Raw genomic sequence first — 20111 nt, 5'->3', positions numbered from 1 at the left:
AGCGCAACGGCGCAGGCGCCCGGCTCATTTCGAGGCGCGCGAGAATGGCGTCACGCTACACACTCGCCGCCCGCGTCGTTGGCTTTTGTCTGCGCTATGCGCCTGGCTCGTGAGCAATACCCGTGACGCCACGATGCGAAGGCAACCAGCCGGCTTCCAGGACGCCTGTTTCACCATCTGTCGATGGTTGTTGCATCTCGCGCGTCAAGGCTTCACTTCATGCCGCCGACGATCCTCTCCATTTCCGCTTCGCCGAAAGCACGCATACTGACGGTTCGAACATTGCCCATCTGCGCCAGCATCAGTCCCAGCCGCGTCGTGGTTTCGTCGTCGGGCGCATCGAGTGTCGCGACGATATCGTAAGGCCCGAGTGTCCATTTGAGCGAGGCGACGGTGACGCCCATCGCTTGTGCTCCTTCCTGAAACGCTTTCGCTCGCTGGACCGTGTCTTTCACGGATCGCGCGCCTTGTTCAGTCCAATTCATCAACACAATGTATGTCGCCATATTGCCTCCGATGGTTAAGGAGCCCATCCACGTTCCGCCGTCCATGCACGGGACGAACATCACCGGCCGGCCACAATTGATTGCGGCAGGTGCAGTTTTCGTTTACCCCGGGATTTGTCGGACGTGTGCGTTGCTGATGCACGCATGCCCTGATAATTCGGCAACGTAAACAGTATAGAAAGCGAATCAACCGCCAGCGGGTCAATGATTGCGTCTTGTGCGATACCCGCGTCGCCGCTCTCCAGGCATGCGAAACTGACGATGATCGACGGCAGCTGGCAACGCGTCATGCGCATCGGGGTCGCTGCGAGGCGGCCATGTATTGGGACATTTGCTGGCGATCTCGGTAAGCATTCTTCAACACAAGTCGCTTCAACAGGATGAATACTCGAATGACTGTCCCCGACCAGGATGCGTGGAAAGCATGGCACCCGGCCGAACTCGCCCAACGATTGAACGCCGTCCATTTGCCCTGGTGTGTCGTCGGCGGATGGGCCCTCGATCTTTGGCACGGCGCCCAGACGCGTGAACATGACGATCTGGAATTCACCATATTGCGAGAAGACTTTGGATCCTTCCGCCGAGCGTTCAGTGATCTGGAGTTCTACACTGCGCACGCCGGCGTTGTCGAAAAGCTGCCGGAAGATCAGGATGCCCCATCGGGGATCATGCAATTCTGGGGATTCGACCGCGCGGATGGAAGCTGGCGGATAGATATGATGATCGAACCGGGAACGGTTGAATCGTGGGCGTACAAGAGAGAGCCGTCGTTCAAGCGACCGCGCGCCGAAATGGTGTTGAAGACAGCCAGCGGCATTCCCTATCTGAACCCATCTGCCGTACTGCTGTTCAAGGCTCGAGACCGGCGCCCGAAAGATCAACAGGATTTCGACAGCGCATTGCCGAAACTGCCGGCTGCCGAACGAGCGTGGCTGAAAGGCTGTCTCGACGTTCTCCACCCCGGCAACGAATGGGCGCAGGCGTTGTAATGGCGAGTCGTTACGCTGGTTATGGAATCGGCGACACGTTTGCAGGGGCTTGACGCGATTTCGCCGGGATTCGGCACGTTACGCCGGCCTCGGTCGACTACGGATCGACGTGTTCCGCCGCGTCCTTCGCAGCGAAACAAGGGCGCCGTATTGGCGGCCACTGGACTACAGTGAACATTCCCCGCCACCTTCAAGCCTGCCCGCAGCTCCCCGAATATTACCGACGAGGCGATCCATGCAACTTCAAACCGGCAACCTGTTCACCACCGAAGGCCAGCGTCGCGACGACGAGCAAATCGACCTCCTCGTCACAGGCCAGCGCCTGAACGTCGAGAGAATCATATCGATGGGCCACACGAGCCCCGACGGCTTTTGGTATGACGACTCGCGCGCCGAATGGGTCGTGCTGCTGTCGGGGGCAGCCGTACTCGAATTCGAAGAAGGCCCGACGCGCCATGAAATGCACCCGGGCGACTACGTGCTGATCGAGCCGCATTGCCGCCATCGCGTCGCGTGGACGCACGAAGAAACGCAATCCGTCTGGCTTGCGATCTATTACGAACGTTGAGTCAGGAAATATTGGGCGGGGCGAAATACGATTCGGCGCGTAGCATGCACGCCACGCGCCGATTGAGACAAAGCTTCATCAACCGGAACGGTCTTTGAATACCGCCGGTATCGATGCCCAAATAGCCGGGCGGCGCGCTAAACCGCACGCCGCTACGCGTCGAGAATCTTATTCCTGGATCAGGAATCGATTGCGATTCTTCGCGTCCTTGATCCATGCGGGCGCGCGACCGCGGCCCGACCAGGTTGCCCCGGTCTTCGGGTCGCGATACTTGGCCTGCACGGGGGCGGCCGCTTGCTTGGCCGGTCGACCACGGCGCGAACCGAAAATATCCTTTTCGGTAATGCCGAATTCCGCAACCTTGGTGCGGATGTCGTCGACGATAGCCTGGAATTCCGCGGCACGTGCAGCTTCGGCTTTTTCGGCCAAAGCCTCCATTTGGGCTTTCAGTTCCTTGTACGTTGCCATGTATCACTCTTCAGGTTGAGTACCCACATGATAGCGGTTTCAGCGGGAAATTTTTAGGAAATTCTCTTCGACTACGCCTTTTATCATCCATTCGGCTATGCAGGACTGCTTCGAACACCTGAGAAGTGTGTCATGTTTGAGAAAACGTAGAGGATTACCCGGAAAGTCTTAACGGCGGCGGCACGTCATTTTGACCGCTCGCGGCATGTCGTTTTTTCTCGAGACAAGCAATCGAGATTTAATTATTCTTTACATTTTTCTGAAGTATCGGGGAATTCACTAATGAACAGAGACAATAAGCTCAGCCAGGTCGCGGCCGAATTCGGCTTCAATCCGGACGAGGAAATCAGGATCGGCGGAAAGTACACGCCGGTTCTGGTCGACGGGAACACGGCGTACATTGCCGGCCAGATTCCGCGGATCGGCGAAGTGGTGCATTTCGTGGGCGTAGTGGGGGAATCCGTTTCGCTCGATGAAGCTCGCCGGGCCGCCGGCGTATCGGCGCTGCGTGCGCTCTCGCTGATCAAAAAGCACTGCGGCACGCTCGATGCGATAGCGACGGTGCCGCGCATCACCGTGTATGTGCGAAGTGCGCCCGGCTTCTCGATGCAAAGCGAAGTCGCCGATGGCGCATCCGACGTTTTGTATGCGGTGCTTGGCGACGCAGGCGTTCATACGCGTTCGTCGGTCGGTGTGCTGCAATTGCCTAAAGGCGCGTCGGTGGAAGCGGATTTCATTTTCGGGTTGAAGCGCGGCGAAGTCGGTATCTGATTCCGGCGGGCCATCTCTTGCGGGTGTGTCGTTTCGCGAATCATTCAGGTATCCGACGCATGACACGCCAGCCAGTGACAGCAGGCGCCCACAATGGCGAAGGAAAATATAGACTGCCGCCGAAGGATTTCGACAGGTTGCTCGCCGATGAGGATCTCGCGAACCTTCGGGCGATCTTCAATACCTGAGATGTGAATGCGCGCTGGCTCATCGAGCAAGGCGCGGACGCTGCCGTGGCCGACGCGTACGGCAACACGGCGCTGCACGTTCGAGCCTGCAATCGTCGCGTTTGGCTATGCACTACCCCGGTGCGCGCTGAAAATCGTTGCCTTCCGCGTACCCGGCAGCAGTACATCGGTTGCCTGCCGTTCAAGTCGTAAGCCGATCGTGAGTTTGTCGCCAGCCGGCAATCACATGCCTTCCGCGCTACTCCCGACTCCCTGAAACTTCCGGAAAAACCCGCCCCACCCATATCCTCCGACATCCCCACTTTGGGAGATGCCATCGCCCGACAGTAAGCCTACGATTGCCCTCAGGGCATCGGGGCCGGAAGTCTTCAGAACAATCGGAAAGGCCCGCCATTCCGTGTCGAAATCAGCAAATGCCCACGCGGTTTACTGACACAGCTTCTGCGTACGATGACGCTCGACGTGTGCGGTGAGTTCCTTACATCGCAACACGATGGAGCGTTGATGACGGAAGGCCTGCTGTCGTATTTCGGGGAATTTCAATCAATATGCTGGCACGAGACTATGCAGAACGAGAGCTCTCTCACATCCAGAGGATGGTGGCTCTCCTGGACAGCGATACGCACGCTGACGATGTGTCGATGTCGGGCGCGGGGCGTGTGCGACATCCGAGCTACTGGCGAGGGCGCATCGAGGAGCTGCTGTCGGCGCCCGATGTGCCGCGCCACGTCAGGAAGCTCAGCGAAGTGGTGCTCGCGAAGATCAACGCGATGGAATTGCGGTTCGCGACGATGAAGTAAGTACATCGTCGGATACGGCGTCCGCATGCGCTCCACCGCGTCGTCGACCGGGTGGCCGGTCGCTTATCCGGGCGCCATCACGTCAAGCAGGGCCGCACGAAACGCGGCCATCTCCGCGCGGGTGCCGATGGAGACGCGAAGATACGCCGGCGGCCCGGACTCGCGAATCAGGACGCCGTGGCGCAGGAGTCCGCTCCAGATCCGGTGTCGATCCGCGAATTCGCCGAACATCACGAAGTTGGCATCGGAATCGGCCACCGTAAGGCCCACGCCGCGCAGCCAGTCGACGGTCGAGTCGCGCTCGGCCTTGATCGCCTCGACTTGCGACAGCATCTCGTCACGCGCGACCAGCGCCGCGCAGGCCGCCGCCTGGGTGAAGGCGGACAGGTGGTAGGGCAATCGCACCAGCTTCAGCGCTTCCACGATCGCCGGCGCACATGCGCAATATCCGACGCGGCCGCCCGCGAATTTGAACGCCTTGCTCAGCGTACGGGTGACGATGAGCCGCGGATGGCTCGGCAGCAGCGTCACCGCGCTGGGGACGCCGCGCCGCCGGAACTCCGCATAGGCTTCGTCGACGACGACCACGCCCGGCGCGACGTCGAGGATGGCGCGGATATTGTCGATCGGCAGCGCGGTTCCGGTCGGGTTGTTCGGCGACGTCAGCAGCACCACGCTCGGCTGGTGCCGGCGAATGCTGTCGAGCGCCTGATCCCGATCCAGCGCGAAATCCTCGGTGCGCGGCAACGTATGCAGGCGCGTGAAGGTCGTGCGGCAGTATTCGTCATACATGGGATACGCGGGCGTAAAGGCCAGCGCCGATCGTCCCGGGCCGCCGAATGCCTGCAGGATCTGCTGGATCACTTCATTCGAGCCGTTAGCCGCCCAGACGCTTGATGCGTCGACCGTCACCCCGGTGTCGTGCGTCAGATACGCAGCCAGATGCGTTCGCAGTTCGGCAAAGTCGCGATCGGGATAGCGGTTCGCCGTGCGCGCGGCGTCGGCCACCGCGGTCGCGATGCGCTCGACGAGCGCCGGCGACGGCGGATAGGGATTCTCGTTGACGTTCAGGCAAACCGGCACGTCGAGCTGCGGCGCCCCGTACGCGTGCTGCAACCTGAGATCCTCGCGGAGCGGCAAATCCGGCAAGGCGACGGTTTTCCAGGGTTGTTGCATTGAAAACACTCCGTACGGTTTCGATTGATCGACGCAGCAGGTTTTTAAGGCGGCAAAAAACAAAAAAGGCGCCGGAGGCGCCTTGGTTGTCGTCTTGATCGGGCATTCACCCGATGCAATTGCTAGATGCGAAACGAGCCACGGCGCAACAGAGGGCGTCCGTGGTGATGGTGCAGCGAGATCGCGGTGTTTCGAATCGTCATGCATCGCATCATGGCATACCCTGATCCGGATGAAAAGCGGGCGGCACCGCGCGCGCCGGATGCGATTGCGTTGCAACGCCGGAACAAGCGGCCATTACGTCTGACGATAAACGGTAACAAACGTGGTATTTCGATCAAATGCGAACGAGTGATTCAAACGTTGGCGCCGATTGACTAAGATGCGCAGAAGACGTTCGACAAAAACGCACGGCGCGGGGTGGCCAGATGCAGATGAACGGGTTGATTCCATCGGCATGGATCGATGACGTCTACGCTGCGGCGCTGGGCGATCAACGATGGGAAACGGTGCTGGACGGGCTGCGATCGTGGGTCGGCGTGCGCATGGTTACGCTGCTGTCATTCGACGATGCGGCGAGGGTGCCGGCGATCGAGCAGGCGGCGGGCGACGACGCGTCTTGGGTCGCCGCGTGCTACCACACCTACAACACCGAGTTCTATCTGTACGACCCGGTCGTGCCGGTCGCCGCCAACTGGCCGGCGGGCCGCTGGTTCGAGGACGTCAAGCACCTGTCCGCGCACCAGCGCGCGCACAGCGCGTTCTATCAGGAATTCCTTCACCCCTATGGGCTCGGCAGCATCTCGGGCCTGTACATCCATCGCAGCGAGGGCTCGGGCGCATTCCTCAGCGTTCAGGGCGGCCCGGAATCGCAGGGTCTTTCCGACGATCAGCGCCACGCGATCGAAAACATGGGGATGCACATCAGCCGCGCGCTGCAGATCCAGGCGCGGATCGGCGAGCTCGAAGCGCGCGTGGCTGCAGCCGAATCGGCGCTCGATGCGATTCCGGTGCCGGTGTTCCTGCTCGGCGCGCAGCGCGAACTGCGCTACACGAATCGCGCGGCCGATCAGCTGATCGCGTCGGAACCGGCGCTGCGGGTGGTGAACGGGCGTTTCGCGCCGGAAGGCTGCGTCGACGATGCGCAATGGCGGCACGCGTACGCGCGCGGCGGGCTGTTGTTGCGGCGTGCAACGGGCGAACCGCTGCCGCTGGCGTTGATGCCGGTGCCCGAGCAGTCGCGCCTGATGCGCGAGCGGCCGGGCGTCGCGACGCTGATGACGGCCGCGGACCTGCGTTCGCCGTCGGCCCGCGCGCAGCGGCTGCGCGTGTTCTACGGGCTGTCGTCGGCCGAGGCCGATCTCGCCGTGCTGCTGTGCTGCGACGGGCTGTCGCCGCAGGAATGCGCGGGGTTGCGCGGCGTGTCGATCGGCACGATCCGCACGCAGATCAAATCGATTTACGCGAAGACGGCCGTGGCGCGCGCGGCGCAACTGACGTCGCTGGTCATGCAGACCTGAACGCGCCGCGCGCACGGGCGCGGCGGGTTTCCCGCGTCGGCGCGGGAAACCCGATCGCGTTGGCCGCGCGTTACAGCGCCGGCGCCCACGTCGAACCGAACGGGTTCGACTGGTCGATTCCGGGGAAGTCGACAAACGCCTTGCTGCAGTCGAGCACGCTGGCGGGATCGATCGTCCGGACCGCCGTGCCGTTGACGACGACCCGGTTCGCCGTCGACGGGAACACCGGCAGGTTCACGTTGTGCAGCGTGAGGTTCGCGTCGGACGCGATCGTCGAAATGCCGTCGGGCGTGTCGGCCACCACGTCGCTCAGCGACATCACGAGCGGGAAGGCCGGCTCGCCGTAGCCGCCGGTGTTCGCTTCGAACCCCTGCAGCTTCACGCCGGCCGTGCCCTCGATCACGACGTTCGCGAGCGAGATGTCGTGGAAGTTCGGGTACAGCGGCCCGCTCGCGGGGACGGCCTTCGTGCTGTAGTACGGCGTGAACAGCAGCGCGTTCTTCGCATCGCGGATGCAGATGTTCGAATAGCGGATGTTGCTCACTTCGCCGCCGCGCGCATAGTCGGACTTGATGCGCAACCCTTCTTCCGAATCCTGGAACGAATTGTCGTACACCTGAACGTTCGTCACGCCGCCGTTGGTCTCGCTGCCGATCGAGATGCCGTGCCCCCAGTAGATGTGGTTGTGTGCGATCACGACGCCCCATTTGCGATCGGCGCGCACGTCGCGATTGCCGTCGATGCCGAACAGCCCCGAACCGGCGGGTGCCGGGTTGTTGCTGCCCTTGAGCGCGATGTCGTCGTCGCCGGTGCTCACGTAGTTGTACGCGAACACGAAGTTCTTCAGGTAGCCGTCGAACGAGATCGCGGCGGCGGACGTCGTCGTGCTGCCGGTCGACAGCACCACCGACGTCGGCTTCGACGCGGAGCCCGGGTCGAACGCATCGGTGTTCTTCACGTTGTCCGCGTTGAACGTCTGCCCGTTGTACAGCGGGTTGCCGTTACCGGCCGGGTTCGCGAATGCGGCGAGCGTCGGTGTCTGCACCTTCACGTTCCAGATCGTCAGCCCGTCGACGCCGCTCGGCACCACGTGGAAATTCGGGCTGTTGTTCAGCGTGATGCGGTACAGCGTGAGGTTCTTCGCGTAGTTGAACACCATCAGCCGGAAATTCGACTGCGAGCCGAAGCCGGTCGTGCCGTTCTGCACCATGTTGCCGAGATACGCGAGATCCCACCAGGTCATGTTGCGCACCGTCGATTTCGAGTCGACGACGGTGCCGCCGTCGTCGCAGGCGGTGCCGTCGGGTGCCACCGTGCCGCCCTTGTATGCCGCGTAGGTGTTCGAGCAGGTCAGATCGACCTTCATCAGCGGGTATTTCGCATCGGACGTGACGAGCTCCGCGTAGCCGCGCCCGTCGATGCGGCCGTCGCCGACCACCGCCGCGTTCACGAGGTTGGTGCCGGTGATCAGCGCGGCGCAGTTCGACGAGCTGCCGGCTTTCGTCGTGCTGACGGCCGTATTGCCGCAGTACGGGCCCGCGGCGTTCGGCGAATACGCCTTCACGTCGCGCGACGCATACAGCGTGACACCCTTGTCGATCCACAGCGTGACGCCGGACGGCAGGGTCAGCGGGCCGCTGATGAAGCCGTTGCCGGGCCCCGCGTGATTGACGACGAGCCGCACCGCGAACTTGCTCGCGCGGTACTTCGGCTTCGCGAGCTCCTCGCCGGACGCGCCGGCGAGGTTCGCGTTCGGGACGGCGGCCGACTTCTGCGCGGCGGTGGCCGCGGCGTCCGCCGCCGCGATCGTCGCGCCGACCTCGGCGTCCACCGCCGCGCCGCATGCGTCGAGCGCGGCCTGGAGGCGCGCCTGGTCGGGGTTGGCCGTCGCGGCCGGTACGGCCTTGCCGACGCCGGCCGTCGACGGGTCGGCCTCCGGCGGCAGCGAGCCGTCGGGGCGGCTCACGAGCGTATTGGCGGCCTCGAGCGTGCTGCAGACCTGCGTGTCGGCGGGCAGCACGGGTTCGGCCGGCAGGTTCGCGTCGACGGTCGTCGTGCCGACCTGGAACACGCTGGTGGCGGGCGGCGCGGTGGAGGCGACGCCGCCCGCGCTGCTCGAATCGTCACCGCCGCACGCGCTCAGCGTTGCGGCCGTCGCGAGCAACGCCGCGAGCAGGCCGAGCACGCGCGGGCGTCCGTTCGGCCGGGAAAGGGGGAATGTCATGGCGAAGATCTCCTGATGAGGCATCGGTCGCGTGATGCCGGGTGGGTATCGGGTCGCCCGGGCCGTGCGCGTCAGCCGGCGCGAACGTGCGCCTGAACGTGCTGCGGGCAAGGCCGGGGCGGGTGAGCGCGGGCCTCCGGCGCGAGTTGCCGGAGCCGGCGCCACGGGGGCGATCGCGTGGCGCGCGATGCATGGCCGGCGCGTGCTCGTGGCACCGCGCGGGTAGGTCCGTGTCGTGGTCAGTCATCCTATGACAACGCCAGGCGAAGCGAAAGATTGCGTTTCGGCGTCGGGAAACAGCCACACGGGCATCCGATTCAAATGCGAACCCATTTCCGGAAAACGTTTCGCCAGAAATCCCCAAAGCGGAGAAGGCGATTCCCCGAAACTCGCCGAGAACCCGTTATAGCGGCGGTCATAGGGGTATGCACCAAGTGAGTTAAACGATTAACCGACGTACATTCGCTCAACACGTCATACGACGTATGACTCTGCGGTTCGGGGAAGCACATTGACGGCGCACGCGCCGGCCGACGGATCGCCGCACAACAACGATCGACCATCAAGGAGACTCACCATGAAGCACCGATTCACCGGCTCCCGCACCGCACTGGCCGTCGCGCTGATGGCCGGCTTTGCCATGTCCGCCCAGGCGCGCGTGTTCCGCTCGGCGGACGTGCACGGCGACAACTTCCCGACCAACATGGCCGTGAAGTTCATGGGCGACGAGCTGTCGAAGCAGACGGGCGGCAAGGATTCGATCAAGGTGTTCGGCAACAGCGCGCTCGGCTCGGAGAAGGACACGGTCGACCAGGTGCGGATCGGCGCGATCGACATGGCGCGCGTGAACGGCGCGTCGTTCAACGAGATCGTGCCGGAATCGCTGATCCCGTCGTTCCCGTTCCTGTTCCGCGACGTCGATCATTTCCGCAAGGCGATGTATGGCCCGGCCGGCCAGAAGATCCTCGACGCGTTCACCGCGAAGGGGATGATCGCGCTGACGTTCTACGAGAGCGGCGCGCGCTCGATCTACGCGAAGCGCCCGGTGCGCTCGCCGGCCGACATGAAGGGGCTGAAGGTGCGCGTGCAACCGTCGGACCTGATGGTCGACGAGATCAAGGCGATGGGCGGCACGCCGACGCCGATGCCGTTCGCCGAGGTGTACACGGGCCTGAAGACGGGCCTCGTCGATGCGGCCGAAAACAACATGCCGTCGTACGAGGAAACCAAGCATTACGAAGTGGCGCCCGATTACTCGGAGACGCAGCACGCGATGACGCCGGAAGTGCTGGTGTTCTCGAAGAAGATCTGGGACACGCTGTCGCCGCAGGAGCAGGCGGCCATCAAGAAGGCGGCGGCCGATTCGGTGCCGTACTACCAGAAGCTGTGGACCGCGCGCGAAGCGTCCGCGCAGCAGACGGTGACGAAGGGTGGCGCGAAGGTCCTGCCGGCCGCGCAGATCGACCGCGCTGCGTTCGTGAAGGCGATGCAGCCGCTGTGGACGAAGTACGAGAAGACGCCGCAGATGAAGCAGATCGTCGACGAGATCGAGGCCACCAAGTGACGCGTCGCACTTCCCTGAACAGCGCGACGGCCGCGGGCGGGGCGGCGGCCGCCCCGGACGGCGCGACGCCGGCGCGGCCGCATGCCGCGCCGCTGTTGCGTTGCGTGAACGACGTGCTGTTCCGCGTGCTGGCCGTGATTGCGTCGGCGTGCCTCGCGGTGCTGACGGTGCTGGTGTTCTACGCGGTCGTGATGCGCTACGTGTTCGAGAATGCGCCGGATTTCGTGGAGCCGATCGCGCTGCTGCTCGTGATCGTGATCGCGATGTTCGGCGCGGCGATGAAGGTGCGCGACGGCGGGCATATCGGCCTCGATTCGCTCGTGCGCCGGCTACCGCCGAAATCGCGCACGGCGGTGATCGCGATCCAGCACCTGAGCCTGATCGCATTCGCGATCATGATCATGGTCGGCTGCGGCAGCATGGCCGCCGAGACGATGGGCGACCGCATTCCGATCATCGGGCTGCCCGAAGGTGTGCGTTACCTGATCGCGATGCCCGCGGCGATCGCCATCATCCTCTTCTCGCTCGAGCACCTGCTCGCGCTTCGTCGTTCTTCGCCGGGACAATAACGCCATGGAACTTGCGATCCTGTCCGTCAGTTTTCTGATTTTCCTCGTGCTCGGCGTACCCGTGTCGTTTGCGCTCGGGATAGCCTGCGTGCTGACCTATATGGTCGAAGGCTTGCCGATCGCGACCGCGATGCAGGCCATGATCTCGGGGATGAACGCGTTCTCGTTCCTCGCGGTGCCGTTCTTCATCTTCTCCGGCGAACTGATGCTGCACGGCGGCATCGCGGACCGGATCCTGCGCTTCGCGCAGGCGACCGTCGGCCATTTCCGCGGCGGCCTCGGGATGGCGAACGTCGTCGCCTGTACGCTGTTCGGCGGCGTGTCGGGTTCGCCGACCGCCGATACGTCCGCGATGGGCGGCGTGGTGATTCCGCTGATGAAGCGCGAAGGCTACAGCGCCGCGTACGCAGTGAACGTGACGACGCATGCGTCGCTCGCCGGCGCGCTGATGCCGACGTCGACCAACATGATCATCTACGCGTTCGCCGCGCAGGGCATCACCGGGATGCTGCACGGCCAGCCGGTGAGCGGCGTGTCGATCGGCGACCTGCTGTTCTCGGGGCTGCTGCCGGTGTTGTGGGTGATGGGCTTCGTGCTCGCCGCCGCGTACTGGCAGGCGGTGCGTCACGGCTATCCGCGCCGTGAAGACGGTTCGTCCGCACTGCCCGCGTTTCCCGGCTGGTATGCGGTGCTGCGCAGCTTCGTCGGCGCGGTGCCCGGCCTGATGGTGATCGCGATCATCCTCGTGTGTGTGGCGAAGGGGATTGCGACCGCGACCGAAGCCGCCGCGATCGCCGTCGTGTACTCGCTCGTGCTGACCGCGGTGGTCTACCGGACGCTGACGGCCGAGAAGCTGCGCCGCGCGCTGTCGCATGCGGCGCGCACGACGGGGGTCGTGCTGCTGCTGATCGCGGTGTCCAACATGCTGCGCTTCCAGATGTCGTACCTGGAGATTCCGGATGCGATCGAAGGGCTGCTGAAGCAGTCGACCGCCGCGCCGTGGCTGATGCTGCTGTACATCAACATCATCCAGGTGTTCCTCGGCACGTTCGTCGACATGGCCGCGCACATCCTGATCACGACGCCGCTGTTCCTGCCGATCGCGATGGCGTGCGGCGTCGGGCCGGTGCAGTTCGGGATCATGCTGCTGCTGAACTGCTCGCTCGGCCTCGTGCATCCGCCGATCGGCTCGGTGCAGTTCGTCGGCTGCGCGATCGGCAACGTGTCGATCGGCGAGACCACGAAGATGGCGTGGCCGTACTACCTCGCGATCTTCAGTGCGATCAACATCGTCACGTACCTGCCGTTCTTCTCGACCTGGCTGCCGAGCCTGATCAGCGGGCACGCGGTGTTCTGACCGGCTGCCTTGCCTGTCGCGGCGCCGGACGATCCCGATTGTCCGGCGCCGCAATCACGTCAACGGTTCCTTCACCGCAGCGACTCCACATGAACAAGAAGACAGCATGGCGGGCCGTCGCGGCCGCCGCATTCGCGATGGCCGCGTCGCTCGCGCACGCCGCGACGTATGCGTACGTATCGAACAGCGACAGCCGCGACATCTCGGTGTTCGGCGTCGACCCGTCGAACGGCGCGCTGACTGCGATCGAAACCGTGCCGGTCGACGGCACCGTGATGCCGATGGCGTTGTCGCCCGATCACCACCGGCTGTATGCGGCGCTGCGCTCGACGCCCTATCGCGTCGTCAGCTTCGCGATCAATCCGCTCGACGGACGGTTGATCGAACTCGGCCGCTCGCCGCTCGCGGACAGCATGGCGTATGTGTCGACCGATGCGTCTGGCCGCTACCTGTTCTCCGCGTCGTATGGCGGCAACCTGCTCGCGGTCAACCGGATCGGCGAGAACGGCGTGGCCGGCGACGTGCAGCAGACGGTCAAGACCGGTCCGATGGCGCACGCGATCCGCCAGTCGCCGGACGGTCGCTACGCGTTCGCTTCCGTGCTCGGCGCCGATGCGTGGCTGCGCTTGCCGTTCGACGCATCGACCGGCAAGCTGACCGACACGGGCGAGCCCGCGTACCGGCTGCCGGAGAAGTCGGGGCCGCGCCATTTCGTGTTTTCGTCGAGCGGGCGGTTCGCATACCTGATCGACGAGCTCGACGGCAAGCTGCACGTGCTCGCGCTGTCGCGGGGCGGCGCCGATGCGCGGCCGATCCAGACCGTGTCGATCCTGCCGCCGGATTTTCATGGCGACAAGCCGTGGGGCGCCGACCTGCACCTGACGCCGGACGGGAAGTTTCTCTACGCGTCGGAGCGCACGTCGAGCACGCTTGCGGCGTACCGTGTCGATCCGGCGTCGGGCAGGCTCGCGCGGATCGGTACGTTCGCGACCGAGCAGCAGCCGCGCGGGTTCGCGATCGATCCGTCGGGCACGTATCTGCTCGCGGCCGGGCAGTTGTCGCCGACGCTCGCGGTGTACAGGATCGACCGGCACTCCGGCCACCTCGACGCGATCGGCAAGTATCCGGTCGGCAAGGGCGCGAACTGGGTCGAGATCGTCACGTACGACGGAGCGAACTGATCTGCATGCGACGGAGCGGGTGGCATCGCGCGCGTGCCGCCCGTCTCTAGATGTGCGCCTGCATGCAATGCCGGGGGTGCATCGAAATTGCATTCGATCGACTCAAGTTGGATAAACCGCTGTCGTTAACCGACAAGGGACAACTTCGAGAGTCGATTCACCATGCGCGATCTGAAGGTAAAAAGCAGTTTGCTCGCCGTGCTGGCCGCGTTCGCCGCGATGATCATCGTCGGCGGCATTGTCGGCGTCGTAGCGCTCGGCAGCGCGAACACGAACGCGAAACGTCTGCACGGCATCGCGGCGCAGACGTCGCTCGTCAACGACGCGTACAAGGACAGCACCCGCACCCGCTCGGCGCTCGTGCGTGCCTATTCGGCACTGAAGGAACACAACGACCCGGCGCAGCGCGACTCGGCATTGCAAAGCGCGCAGCGCACGTTCGACCTGTCCGCAAAGGAAACGCTCGCATTCAAGGACACCGCGCCGATCGGCAGTCTCGGTGCCGACCTGAAGCAGGCGCTGGTCGAATCGTCGATGCATCTCGCGAGCGTCCTCGCCCGCGCGACCGATGCGCTGCGCAGCGGCGATACCGCAGCGTATGCCGAGATCAACGACAAGGAAATCACGCTCGCCGGCCAGGTGTATTCGGCGAACGTCGAGAAATTCCAGCGCACGGCCAACCAGCTGGCGGAAGACACGATCGACGACGACAACGCCGCGTACTCGCGCATCATCGCGATGGTCGGCCTGGGTGTCGCACTGGCGCTCGCGCTGATCGCCGCGACGCACTTCGCGCTGCGCGCGATCGTGTCCCGGCCGCTCGCGAACGCGGCCGCGCTGCTCGACCGGATCGCGTCGAACGATTTGACCGTGACGGTGCCCGATGCCGGCCGTAACGAAATCGGCCAGTTGTTCGCGGCGATGAAGCGGATGCAGGCAGGGCTCGCCGCGACCGTCACCGGCATGCGCGACAGCAGCGACGCGATCCATACGGCCGCGCGCGAGATCGCCGCGGGCAACGTCGACCTGTCGAGCCGCACCGAGCAGCAGTCCGCGTCGCTCGAGGAAACGGCCGCGAGCATGGAGCAGCTGACGTCGACGGTACGCCAGAACGCGGACAACGCGCAGCAGGCGAGCACGCTCGCGGCGAGCGCGGCGGACCTCGCGCAGCACGGCGGCGAGCTGGTCGGTCGCGCCGTCGACATGATGGGCGTGATCAACACGAGCTCGCAGAAGATCGCGGAGATCACCGGGATGATCGACGGTATCGCGTTCCAGACCAACATTCTCGCGCTCAACGCGGCGGTCGAGTCGGCGCGCGCGGGTGAGCACGGGCGCGGTTTCGCGGTCGTCGCGGGCGAGGTGCGCACGCTGGCCCAGCGCAGCGCGAGCGCCGCGCGCGAGATTCGGCAGCTGATCGGCGCGTCGATCGACGACGTACGCGACGGCAATACGCTCGTGACGCAGGCGGGACAGGCGATGGACGAGATCGTGGCGTCGGTGCGGCGCGTGGCGACGATCATGACCGAGATCACGACGGCCACCGTCGAGCAGAGCGCGGGTATCGACCAGGTCGGCCAGGCCGTCACGCAGATGGACCAGATGACGCAGCAGAACGCGGCGCTCGTCGAGCAGGCCAGTGCCGCCGCGACCGCGCTCGAGCAGCAGGCCGGTTCCATGCAGGCCGCGATGGCGGTTTTCCGGGTTGCGCGGGTGGGGTGAGCGTCTGCCCGGGGCGGCGTCGCGCGGGATATCCGCTTCAGCGGCGATGCACGAACCGGCAACGATGATCGCGGGTGGGCGGGGGCCCGCGACCATCGACGCATCGCGACCGATCAATCCTGCCGCTTGCCCGGATCGGTGCCGCCGCCCGGCGTGCCATCGACCGACCGGTCATCACGCCAATCCGCCAGCTCGCGCCACAGCGCCGGGCGCGCATGATCGCGCGGCGGCAGCTGGATCACGTACGCCCCCCCCCGCACGTTGATCACGACGCCCGAGTCGGGCAGCGTGGCTGGAATGCCGGAGTGCGGCGGGTCGGCATCCGGTTCGGAAACGGTACCCGGGCCGGGCGGGTGTCGAAGGATCATGCGAATTCTCCGGGGCGCCGCGCAACGGCGCATCAATAGCGGACACGCCCGATCAGACCCAGCGGGTCGACAGCGTGCTGGATAGCGGCGGCGACCTGCCGTTGTGCGGCCGGCACGTGCTTGCGGTAGTACGCGACGTTGACCGGCCCGACGCCATGCTCCGCGCTGAAGCAGCCGCCGGCCCGTACCACGCGGTCGTACAGCGCGCCGCGCAGCGCCACCTGCTGCAGCGGCCCGTAGCGTTCTGCACCGGCGTGTGGAATCGATACGACGAGATGGCAGCCGCCGTCGCCGAAATGACCGAACGTGTGACAGCGCAGCGACGGATGCGCGGCCGCGATCCACTGCTCGGCATCGGCGACGAACGCGGCCAGCGCGCCGCGCGGAAACGACACGTCGAACGACAGCGGAATGCCGTCCTGCGCAACCGCGGCGGGCAGTGCATCGCGGATCCGCCAGAACCGTTCGGCCGGCGCGCAGGCCGCGTCGAGCACCACGTGTTCGCCCGCCAGCGCGTCGAGGGTTGCGACGGTGCGTTCCTCGAGCAGCGCGTCGAGCCCCGGCATGCCGGTCGCGATTTCGACGAGCGCATAGCACGCGGCAGCGTCGGCTTCGAACGGAATGCGCGATGACGGATACGCGGTCGCGACGCAGCCGACGGCCGCGGCCGACATGAATTCGAACGCCGACAGCATCTCGCCGAACGCGCGCTCGAACGCGAGCAGGCCGGCGAGCGCGGCCTCGTACGATGCAAACGCGACGAACGCGGCGCACGACGACCGTTCGAGCGGCGCGAGCGCGAACGACACGGCCGTCACGAGCCCGTTGGCGCCGTTCGCGCCGATGAAGCATTGCGTGACGTCGAACCCCGCGTTGCGCTTGCGCAGCGGCGCGAGCGCGTCGATCACGGTGCCCGCCGCATCGGCGAGCACGACTTCGACGCCGAGCACGTTGCGGCGCACGTCGCCGTATTTGATCAGGCGGCTGCCGCCCGCGTTGGCGCCGACGAGGCCGCCGGCTGCTGGATCGCTGCCGAGGTCGATCGGCAGGCAGAGGCCGGCTTCGGCCGCCACGCGGTTGATGTCGGACAGCCGCGCGCCGGCCTCGACCGTGATGCTGCGGTTCGCCGGATCGAAAGCACGAACGGCGCGCATCCGGTCGAACGACACCACGCATTGCGTGCCGCTGCGATCGGGCACGGCGGCGCCGACGAGCCCGGTGCGCGCGCCCTGCGCGACGAGCGCGATGCGGTGCGCGACGGCGACCCGTGCGAGCGCGCTCGTGTCGGCGGTCGAGGCCGGTCGGGCAACGCCGAGTGCGATGCCGCCGTGACGGGTCACGTCCGTCGCGTACGGCTCGCATGCGTCGCCCGACGCACCGTCGAGCCAGCCGTCGCCGAGCGTCGCGGCGAGCGCGTGCCGTTGCGCGGCGCGGTCGGGCAGCGCGCTCATCGTCAGCCGGCCTGCACGAGCTGCTTGCGCAGGCGACCGCGCACGACGACCAGCGCGATCAGCGGCACGACGCCGCCCCACAGCGGGCTGTGGCGCATCGTGATCGACACCGCGAGCGCGACGACGGTGACGGCGAGCAGCACGATCGACAGCGAACGCGCGCGCCCCTGGTCGACGAACGTTCCGTCGACGAAGCCGCCGTCCGACCACGCGGTATGCACGATGCCGACGACCAACACGCAGACGAGCATCGCGGCCGGCCCGAGTTCTTCGCCCCACAAACGGCTACCTGTCGGCGACACGAGCGCGAGCACCGCGCCGATCACGAGGAACAGGTCGACGCCGATCGCAATGCTGTTGCGATCCGCGCGGCGGATCAGCCATGCGCCGTGCACGAGCGCGAGCACGCCGCCGATCAGGAACGCGTGCGTCCAGCGCACGTCCGGCTGTTCGGGGCCGAGCCGGCCGTAGAACAGGAACACGATCGCCGGCAGGAAGTTGCTCGCGTGCAGCAGGTAGCCGGTGATGGGATTGCTCGATTTCATCGGGGGATTCTCCTTCGTCGAAACGTCGAAACAGCGGGCGACGCGTCAAGCGTCGTGCCAGCGGAACAGCCGCGCGGCGGCAAACAGGAACAGCGCCGTGCTCGCGGTCATGCCGAGCAGTTGCGGCGCGAGCTGCGCGTACGGGGCGCCGTCGACCAGCGCGCCGCGCAGCGCGACCGCGAACTGGTTGGTCGGCAGGAACGCGAGCACCGCCTTCAGCCAGGCCGGCGCATCGTGCATCGGGATCGTCAGGTCGCTGAAGAACAGCAGCGGGTAGTAGGTGACGTTGCAGGCGAGTTCGGCGGCGGCCAGCGATCTGGTGCGGCTCGCGAGCAGCACGCCGATGCTGAGCACCATCGCCGCGCCGAGCAGCACGATCGGCAACGCGCGCAGCCCGTCCGGCGTCGCAATCGGCAGTGCGATGCCGAACGCGACGCGTGCGACGGTCAGCAGCACGAGCGCCGACAGCGCCATCATCGCCATCCGCGCAACGATCAGCGCGGCGAGGAACACGCCGCGCGAGACCGGGAAGCACACGTACAGCTTGAAGGTATTGCGTTCGCGCAGCGATGCGATCGCGGTCGTCGTCGAGTTGAGGCCGATCGCCATGAACGCCATCACGAGAATGCCGGTCGCGAAGAACGCGCCGTAGTCGAACGGGCGGCGCGCGGGCGCCGAGTTCTCGAAACGCGCCTGCGCGGCGGGCAGCCCGAGCCGCTGCGCGGCGCAGCGCGCGAGCGCGATCTCGACGACGCGCGACGCGGCCTTGACCGCGAGCGAGCCGTTGAAGTCGTAGCGGATCGTCGCCGGCGTGCGCTCGTCGTTGCCGAGCACGACGGTGACGCGATCGGCCGCCGTGCCGCGGCCGTCGAACGTCGCCTTCACCGTGTCGCTGTGGGTGAGGCTGGCGACGATCTGCGCTTCGCAGGCGCGGCTGTACGGCGTTGCACCGCCGGGCACGTCGAACGCGATGTCCGCGGTGCCGAGCGAACCCGATCCGCCGAACGCGAACAGCATCACGCTCAACAGGAACACCGGGAACACGAGCGTCCAGAACAGCGACGAGCGGCTGCGCAGGTAGCCGAGCAGCTCGTTGCGCACGAGAATCAGGAACACCTTAGTCATGGGTGGGGCCCTCGGTACAGAGGCGCAGCAGGTCGCCCGGCGTGCTCGGCGCGAGCGCGAGATGCTGGATGCCCTGTTCGCCGACGATGCGGTGCACGTTCGGATGCAGCGTCGCATCACCGAATACCTCGACGACATGCGCGGCCGACACGCGCACGCCGGTCACGCCCGGCAGCGCCGCGAGCCGCTTGCGCAGCGCACGTGCGTCGGTTTCGTCGCGGCAATGCAGGACCGCGCGCGCATCGCCGACGAGCTCCGCGCGCAGCGCGTCCTTGTCGCCCTGGTAGCGCACGCCGCCGTCGCGCACCCACACGAGATCGTCGACGACGGCGAGTTCTTCCTCGGCGTGGCAGATCATCGCGACGCTCGCGCCACGCGCGCGGTGCCGCAGCAGGTCGATCACGACGCCCGCATAACGGCGATCGAGGCCGGTGAACGGTTCGTCGAGCACGGCCAGTTCGGGCCGGTGCGCGAGCGCGACGTAGAGATCGACGCGCTGGCGCTGCCCCTTCGACAGCGCGCGGCACGGCTTGTCGAGCAGTTCGGCGATGCCGAGCGCATCCGTGACCGCGGCGTCGGCTTGCACGTACATCGCACGGTGCAGCGCGACGATCTCCGACACGCGGAGATGGTCGGGATACTCGACTTTCTGCAACTGCGCGCCGATGCGCCGCAGCGACGGCGTATCGCGCATGAAGCGCGCGGCCGGCACGTCGAGCACACGCACGTCGGTGCCGCCGCGCCGGAAGCCGAGCAGCGTTTCGAGCAGCGTGGTCTTGCCGGAGCCGTTCGGCCCGACGATCGCGGTGATCGCGCCGAGCCGGAACCGCACGTGGCGCGCGGAAAAACGGAAATCGCCGGCCGCGACGTCGATCGCGCGCGCGCCGAGCGCCGCACCCGGCGCGTGCGCATCGGGCAGCGGCTGCGCGGCCGTGCGCAGCGGCCGGTCGAACGCGGTGTGCGGGCCGAACAGCGCGCGCACGGAGGCGAGGAACGAATCGCTCATCGTCGGCTTCCTG

General features: G+C 65.9%; 21 protein-coding genes. 11 read left to right on the top strand and 10 right to left on the bottom strand.

Annotation, left to right across the window (positions count from 1 at the left end; genetic code table 11):
- Nucleotides 1–212 precede the first annotated feature (212 nt).
- Nucleotides 213–506: a GYD domain-containing protein gene (locus BCO18175_RS14110; protein ID WP_174967134.1), complete on the bottom strand. Its 294-nt coding sequence runs from the start codon at nt 504–506 to the stop codon at nt 213–215.
- 59 nt (nt 507–565) lie between these two features.
- A complete protein-coding gene (locus tag BCO18175_RS14105) occupies nt 566–802 on the bottom strand; it encodes a hypothetical protein (protein ID WP_174981719.1) in 237 nt (78 codons plus the stop codon).
- A 96-nt stretch (nt 803–898) separates the two neighbouring features.
- Here BCO18175_RS14105 and BCO18175_RS14100 point away from each other — a divergent pair, with 96 nt between their 5' ends.
- On the top strand, nt 899–1495 hold the full coding sequence (locus BCO18175_RS14100; RefSeq protein ID WP_174981717.1) for a nucleotidyltransferase domain-containing protein: 597 nt from the start codon (nt 899–901) through the stop codon (nt 1493–1495).
- A gap of 235 nt (nt 1496–1730) precedes the next feature.
- Entirely contained in the window at nt 1731–2063 is a 333-nt protein-coding gene (locus BCO18175_RS14095) for a cupin domain-containing protein (RefSeq protein ID WP_174967132.1), read from the top strand.
- Between the two features lie 168 nt (nt 2064–2231).
- On the opposite strand, the gene BCO18175_RS14090 is transcribed toward BCO18175_RS14095, so the two are convergent.
- Nucleotides 2232–2531 (bottom strand): H-NS histone family protein, encoded by a 300-nt coding sequence (locus tag BCO18175_RS14090; RefSeq protein ID WP_059902647.1) that lies wholly within the window; start codon nt 2529–2531, stop codon nt 2232–2234.
- 282 nt (nt 2532–2813) lie between these two features.
- Here BCO18175_RS14090 and BCO18175_RS14085 point away from each other — a divergent pair, with 282 nt between their 5' ends.
- Entirely contained in the window at nt 2814–3302 is a 489-nt protein-coding gene (locus BCO18175_RS14085) for a RidA family protein (protein WP_174981715.1), read from the top strand.
- 736 nt (nt 3303–4038) lie between these two features.
- Nucleotides 4039–4290, top strand: a complete 252-nt coding sequence (locus BCO18175_RS14080; RefSeq protein WP_174981713.1) for a hypothetical protein — start codon at nt 4039–4041, stop codon at nt 4288–4290.
- 63 nt (nt 4291–4353) lie between these two features.
- Here the strand turns inward: BCO18175_RS14080 and BCO18175_RS14075 are convergent, their stop codons facing one another.
- Nucleotides 4354–5673 carry a histidinol-phosphate transaminase gene (locus tag BCO18175_RS14075; RefSeq protein WP_254608068.1) on the bottom strand — a complete coding sequence of 440 codons (1320 nt, stop codon included), beginning with the start codon at nt 5671–5673 and terminating at the stop codon, nt 4354–4356.
- Between BCO18175_RS14075 and BCO18175_RS14070 the strand changes: the two genes are divergently transcribed.
- On the top strand, nt 5668–5847 hold the full coding sequence (locus tag BCO18175_RS14070; protein ID WP_174981711.1) for a hypothetical protein: 180 nt from the start codon (nt 5668–5670) through the stop codon (nt 5845–5847). The genes BCO18175_RS14075 and BCO18175_RS14070 overlap by 6 nt on opposite strands.
- Before the next feature lie 53 nt (nt 5848–5900).
- Nucleotides 5901–6986 carry a helix-turn-helix transcriptional regulator gene (locus tag BCO18175_RS14065; RefSeq protein WP_254608067.1) on the top strand — a complete coding sequence of 362 codons (1086 nt, stop codon included), beginning with the start codon at nt 5901–5903 and terminating at the stop codon, nt 6984–6986.
- Nucleotides 6987–7056: 70 nt separating this feature from the next.
- Here the strand turns inward: BCO18175_RS14065 and BCO18175_RS14060 are convergent, their stop codons facing one another.
- Entirely contained in the window at nt 7057–9210 is a 2154-nt protein-coding gene (locus tag BCO18175_RS14060) for a glycoside hydrolase family 28 protein (protein WP_174981707.1), read from the bottom strand.
- 577 nt (nt 9211–9787) lie between these two features.
- Between BCO18175_RS14060 and BCO18175_RS14055 the strand changes: the two genes are divergently transcribed.
- From BCO18175_RS14055 to BCO18175_RS14035, 5 genes are all read left to right on the top strand, one after another.
- Nucleotides 9788–10774, top strand: a complete 987-nt coding sequence (locus BCO18175_RS14055) for a TRAP transporter substrate-binding protein (RefSeq protein ID WP_174981705.1) — start codon at nt 9788–9790, stop codon at nt 10772–10774.
- Nucleotides 10771–11343 carry a TRAP transporter small permease gene (locus BCO18175_RS14050; RefSeq protein WP_174967126.1) on the top strand — a complete coding sequence of 191 codons (573 nt, stop codon included), beginning with the start codon at nt 10771–10773 and terminating at the stop codon, nt 11341–11343. Before BCO18175_RS14055 ends, BCO18175_RS14050 begins: the two co-directional genes overlap by 4 nt.
- Before the next feature lie 4 nt (nt 11344–11347).
- The gene (locus BCO18175_RS14045; RefSeq protein WP_059241306.1) at nt 11348–12700 is read left to right on the top strand and encodes a TRAP transporter large permease; all 1353 of its coding nucleotides are present in this window, start codon (nt 11348–11350) and stop codon (nt 12698–12700) included.
- Nucleotides 12701–12789: 89 nt separating this feature from the next.
- Complete coding sequence (locus tag BCO18175_RS14040; RefSeq protein ID WP_174981703.1) at nt 12790–13881, top strand: lactonase family protein; 1092 nt, start codon at nt 12790–12792, stop codon at nt 13879–13881.
- Between the two features lie 162 nt (nt 13882–14043).
- Nucleotides 14044–15603, top strand: a complete 1560-nt coding sequence (locus BCO18175_RS14035; protein ID WP_174981702.1) for a methyl-accepting chemotaxis protein — start codon at nt 14044–14046, stop codon at nt 15601–15603.
- A 113-nt stretch (nt 15604–15716) separates the two neighbouring features.
- On the opposite strand, the gene BCO18175_RS14030 is transcribed toward BCO18175_RS14035, so the two are convergent.
- From BCO18175_RS14030 to BCO18175_RS14010, 5 genes are read right to left on the bottom strand one after another with little or no spacing between them, the layout of a single operon-like run.
- Nucleotides 15717–15971 (bottom strand): hypothetical protein, encoded by a 255-nt coding sequence (locus BCO18175_RS14030; protein WP_174981700.1) that lies wholly within the window; start codon nt 15969–15971, stop codon nt 15717–15719.
- Nucleotides 15972–16003: 32 nt separating this feature from the next.
- The gene (locus tag BCO18175_RS14025; protein WP_174981698.1) at nt 16004–17422 is read right to left on the bottom strand and encodes an FAD-binding oxidoreductase; all 1419 of its coding nucleotides are present in this window, start codon (nt 17420–17422) and stop codon (nt 16004–16006) included.
- 2 nt (nt 17423–17424) lie between these two features.
- Entirely contained in the window at nt 17425–17967 is a 543-nt protein-coding gene (locus BCO18175_RS14020) for a permease (protein ID WP_174981696.1), read from the bottom strand.
- Between the two features lie 45 nt (nt 17968–18012).
- Nucleotides 18013–19092, bottom strand: coding sequence for an ABC transporter permease (locus BCO18175_RS14015; RefSeq protein WP_174981694.1), 1080 nt, complete (start codon nt 19090–19092; stop codon nt 18013–18015).
- Nucleotides 19085–20098, bottom strand: a complete 1014-nt coding sequence (locus BCO18175_RS14010) for an ATP-binding cassette domain-containing protein (protein ID WP_174967119.1) — start codon at nt 20096–20098, stop codon at nt 19085–19087. Before BCO18175_RS14010 ends, BCO18175_RS14015 begins: the two co-directional genes overlap by 8 nt.
- Nucleotides 20099–20111 lie beyond the last annotated feature (13 nt).

Source organism: Burkholderia lata, from assembly GCF_902499335.1.
In the GTDB taxonomy this organism is placed as follows: Bacteria; Pseudomonadota; Gammaproteobacteria; order Burkholderiales; family Burkholderiaceae; genus Burkholderia; species Burkholderia lata_B.
The sequence above is the reverse complement of the archived record's forward strand: the minus strand, read 5'-3'. Positions and strand labels throughout refer to the sequence as shown.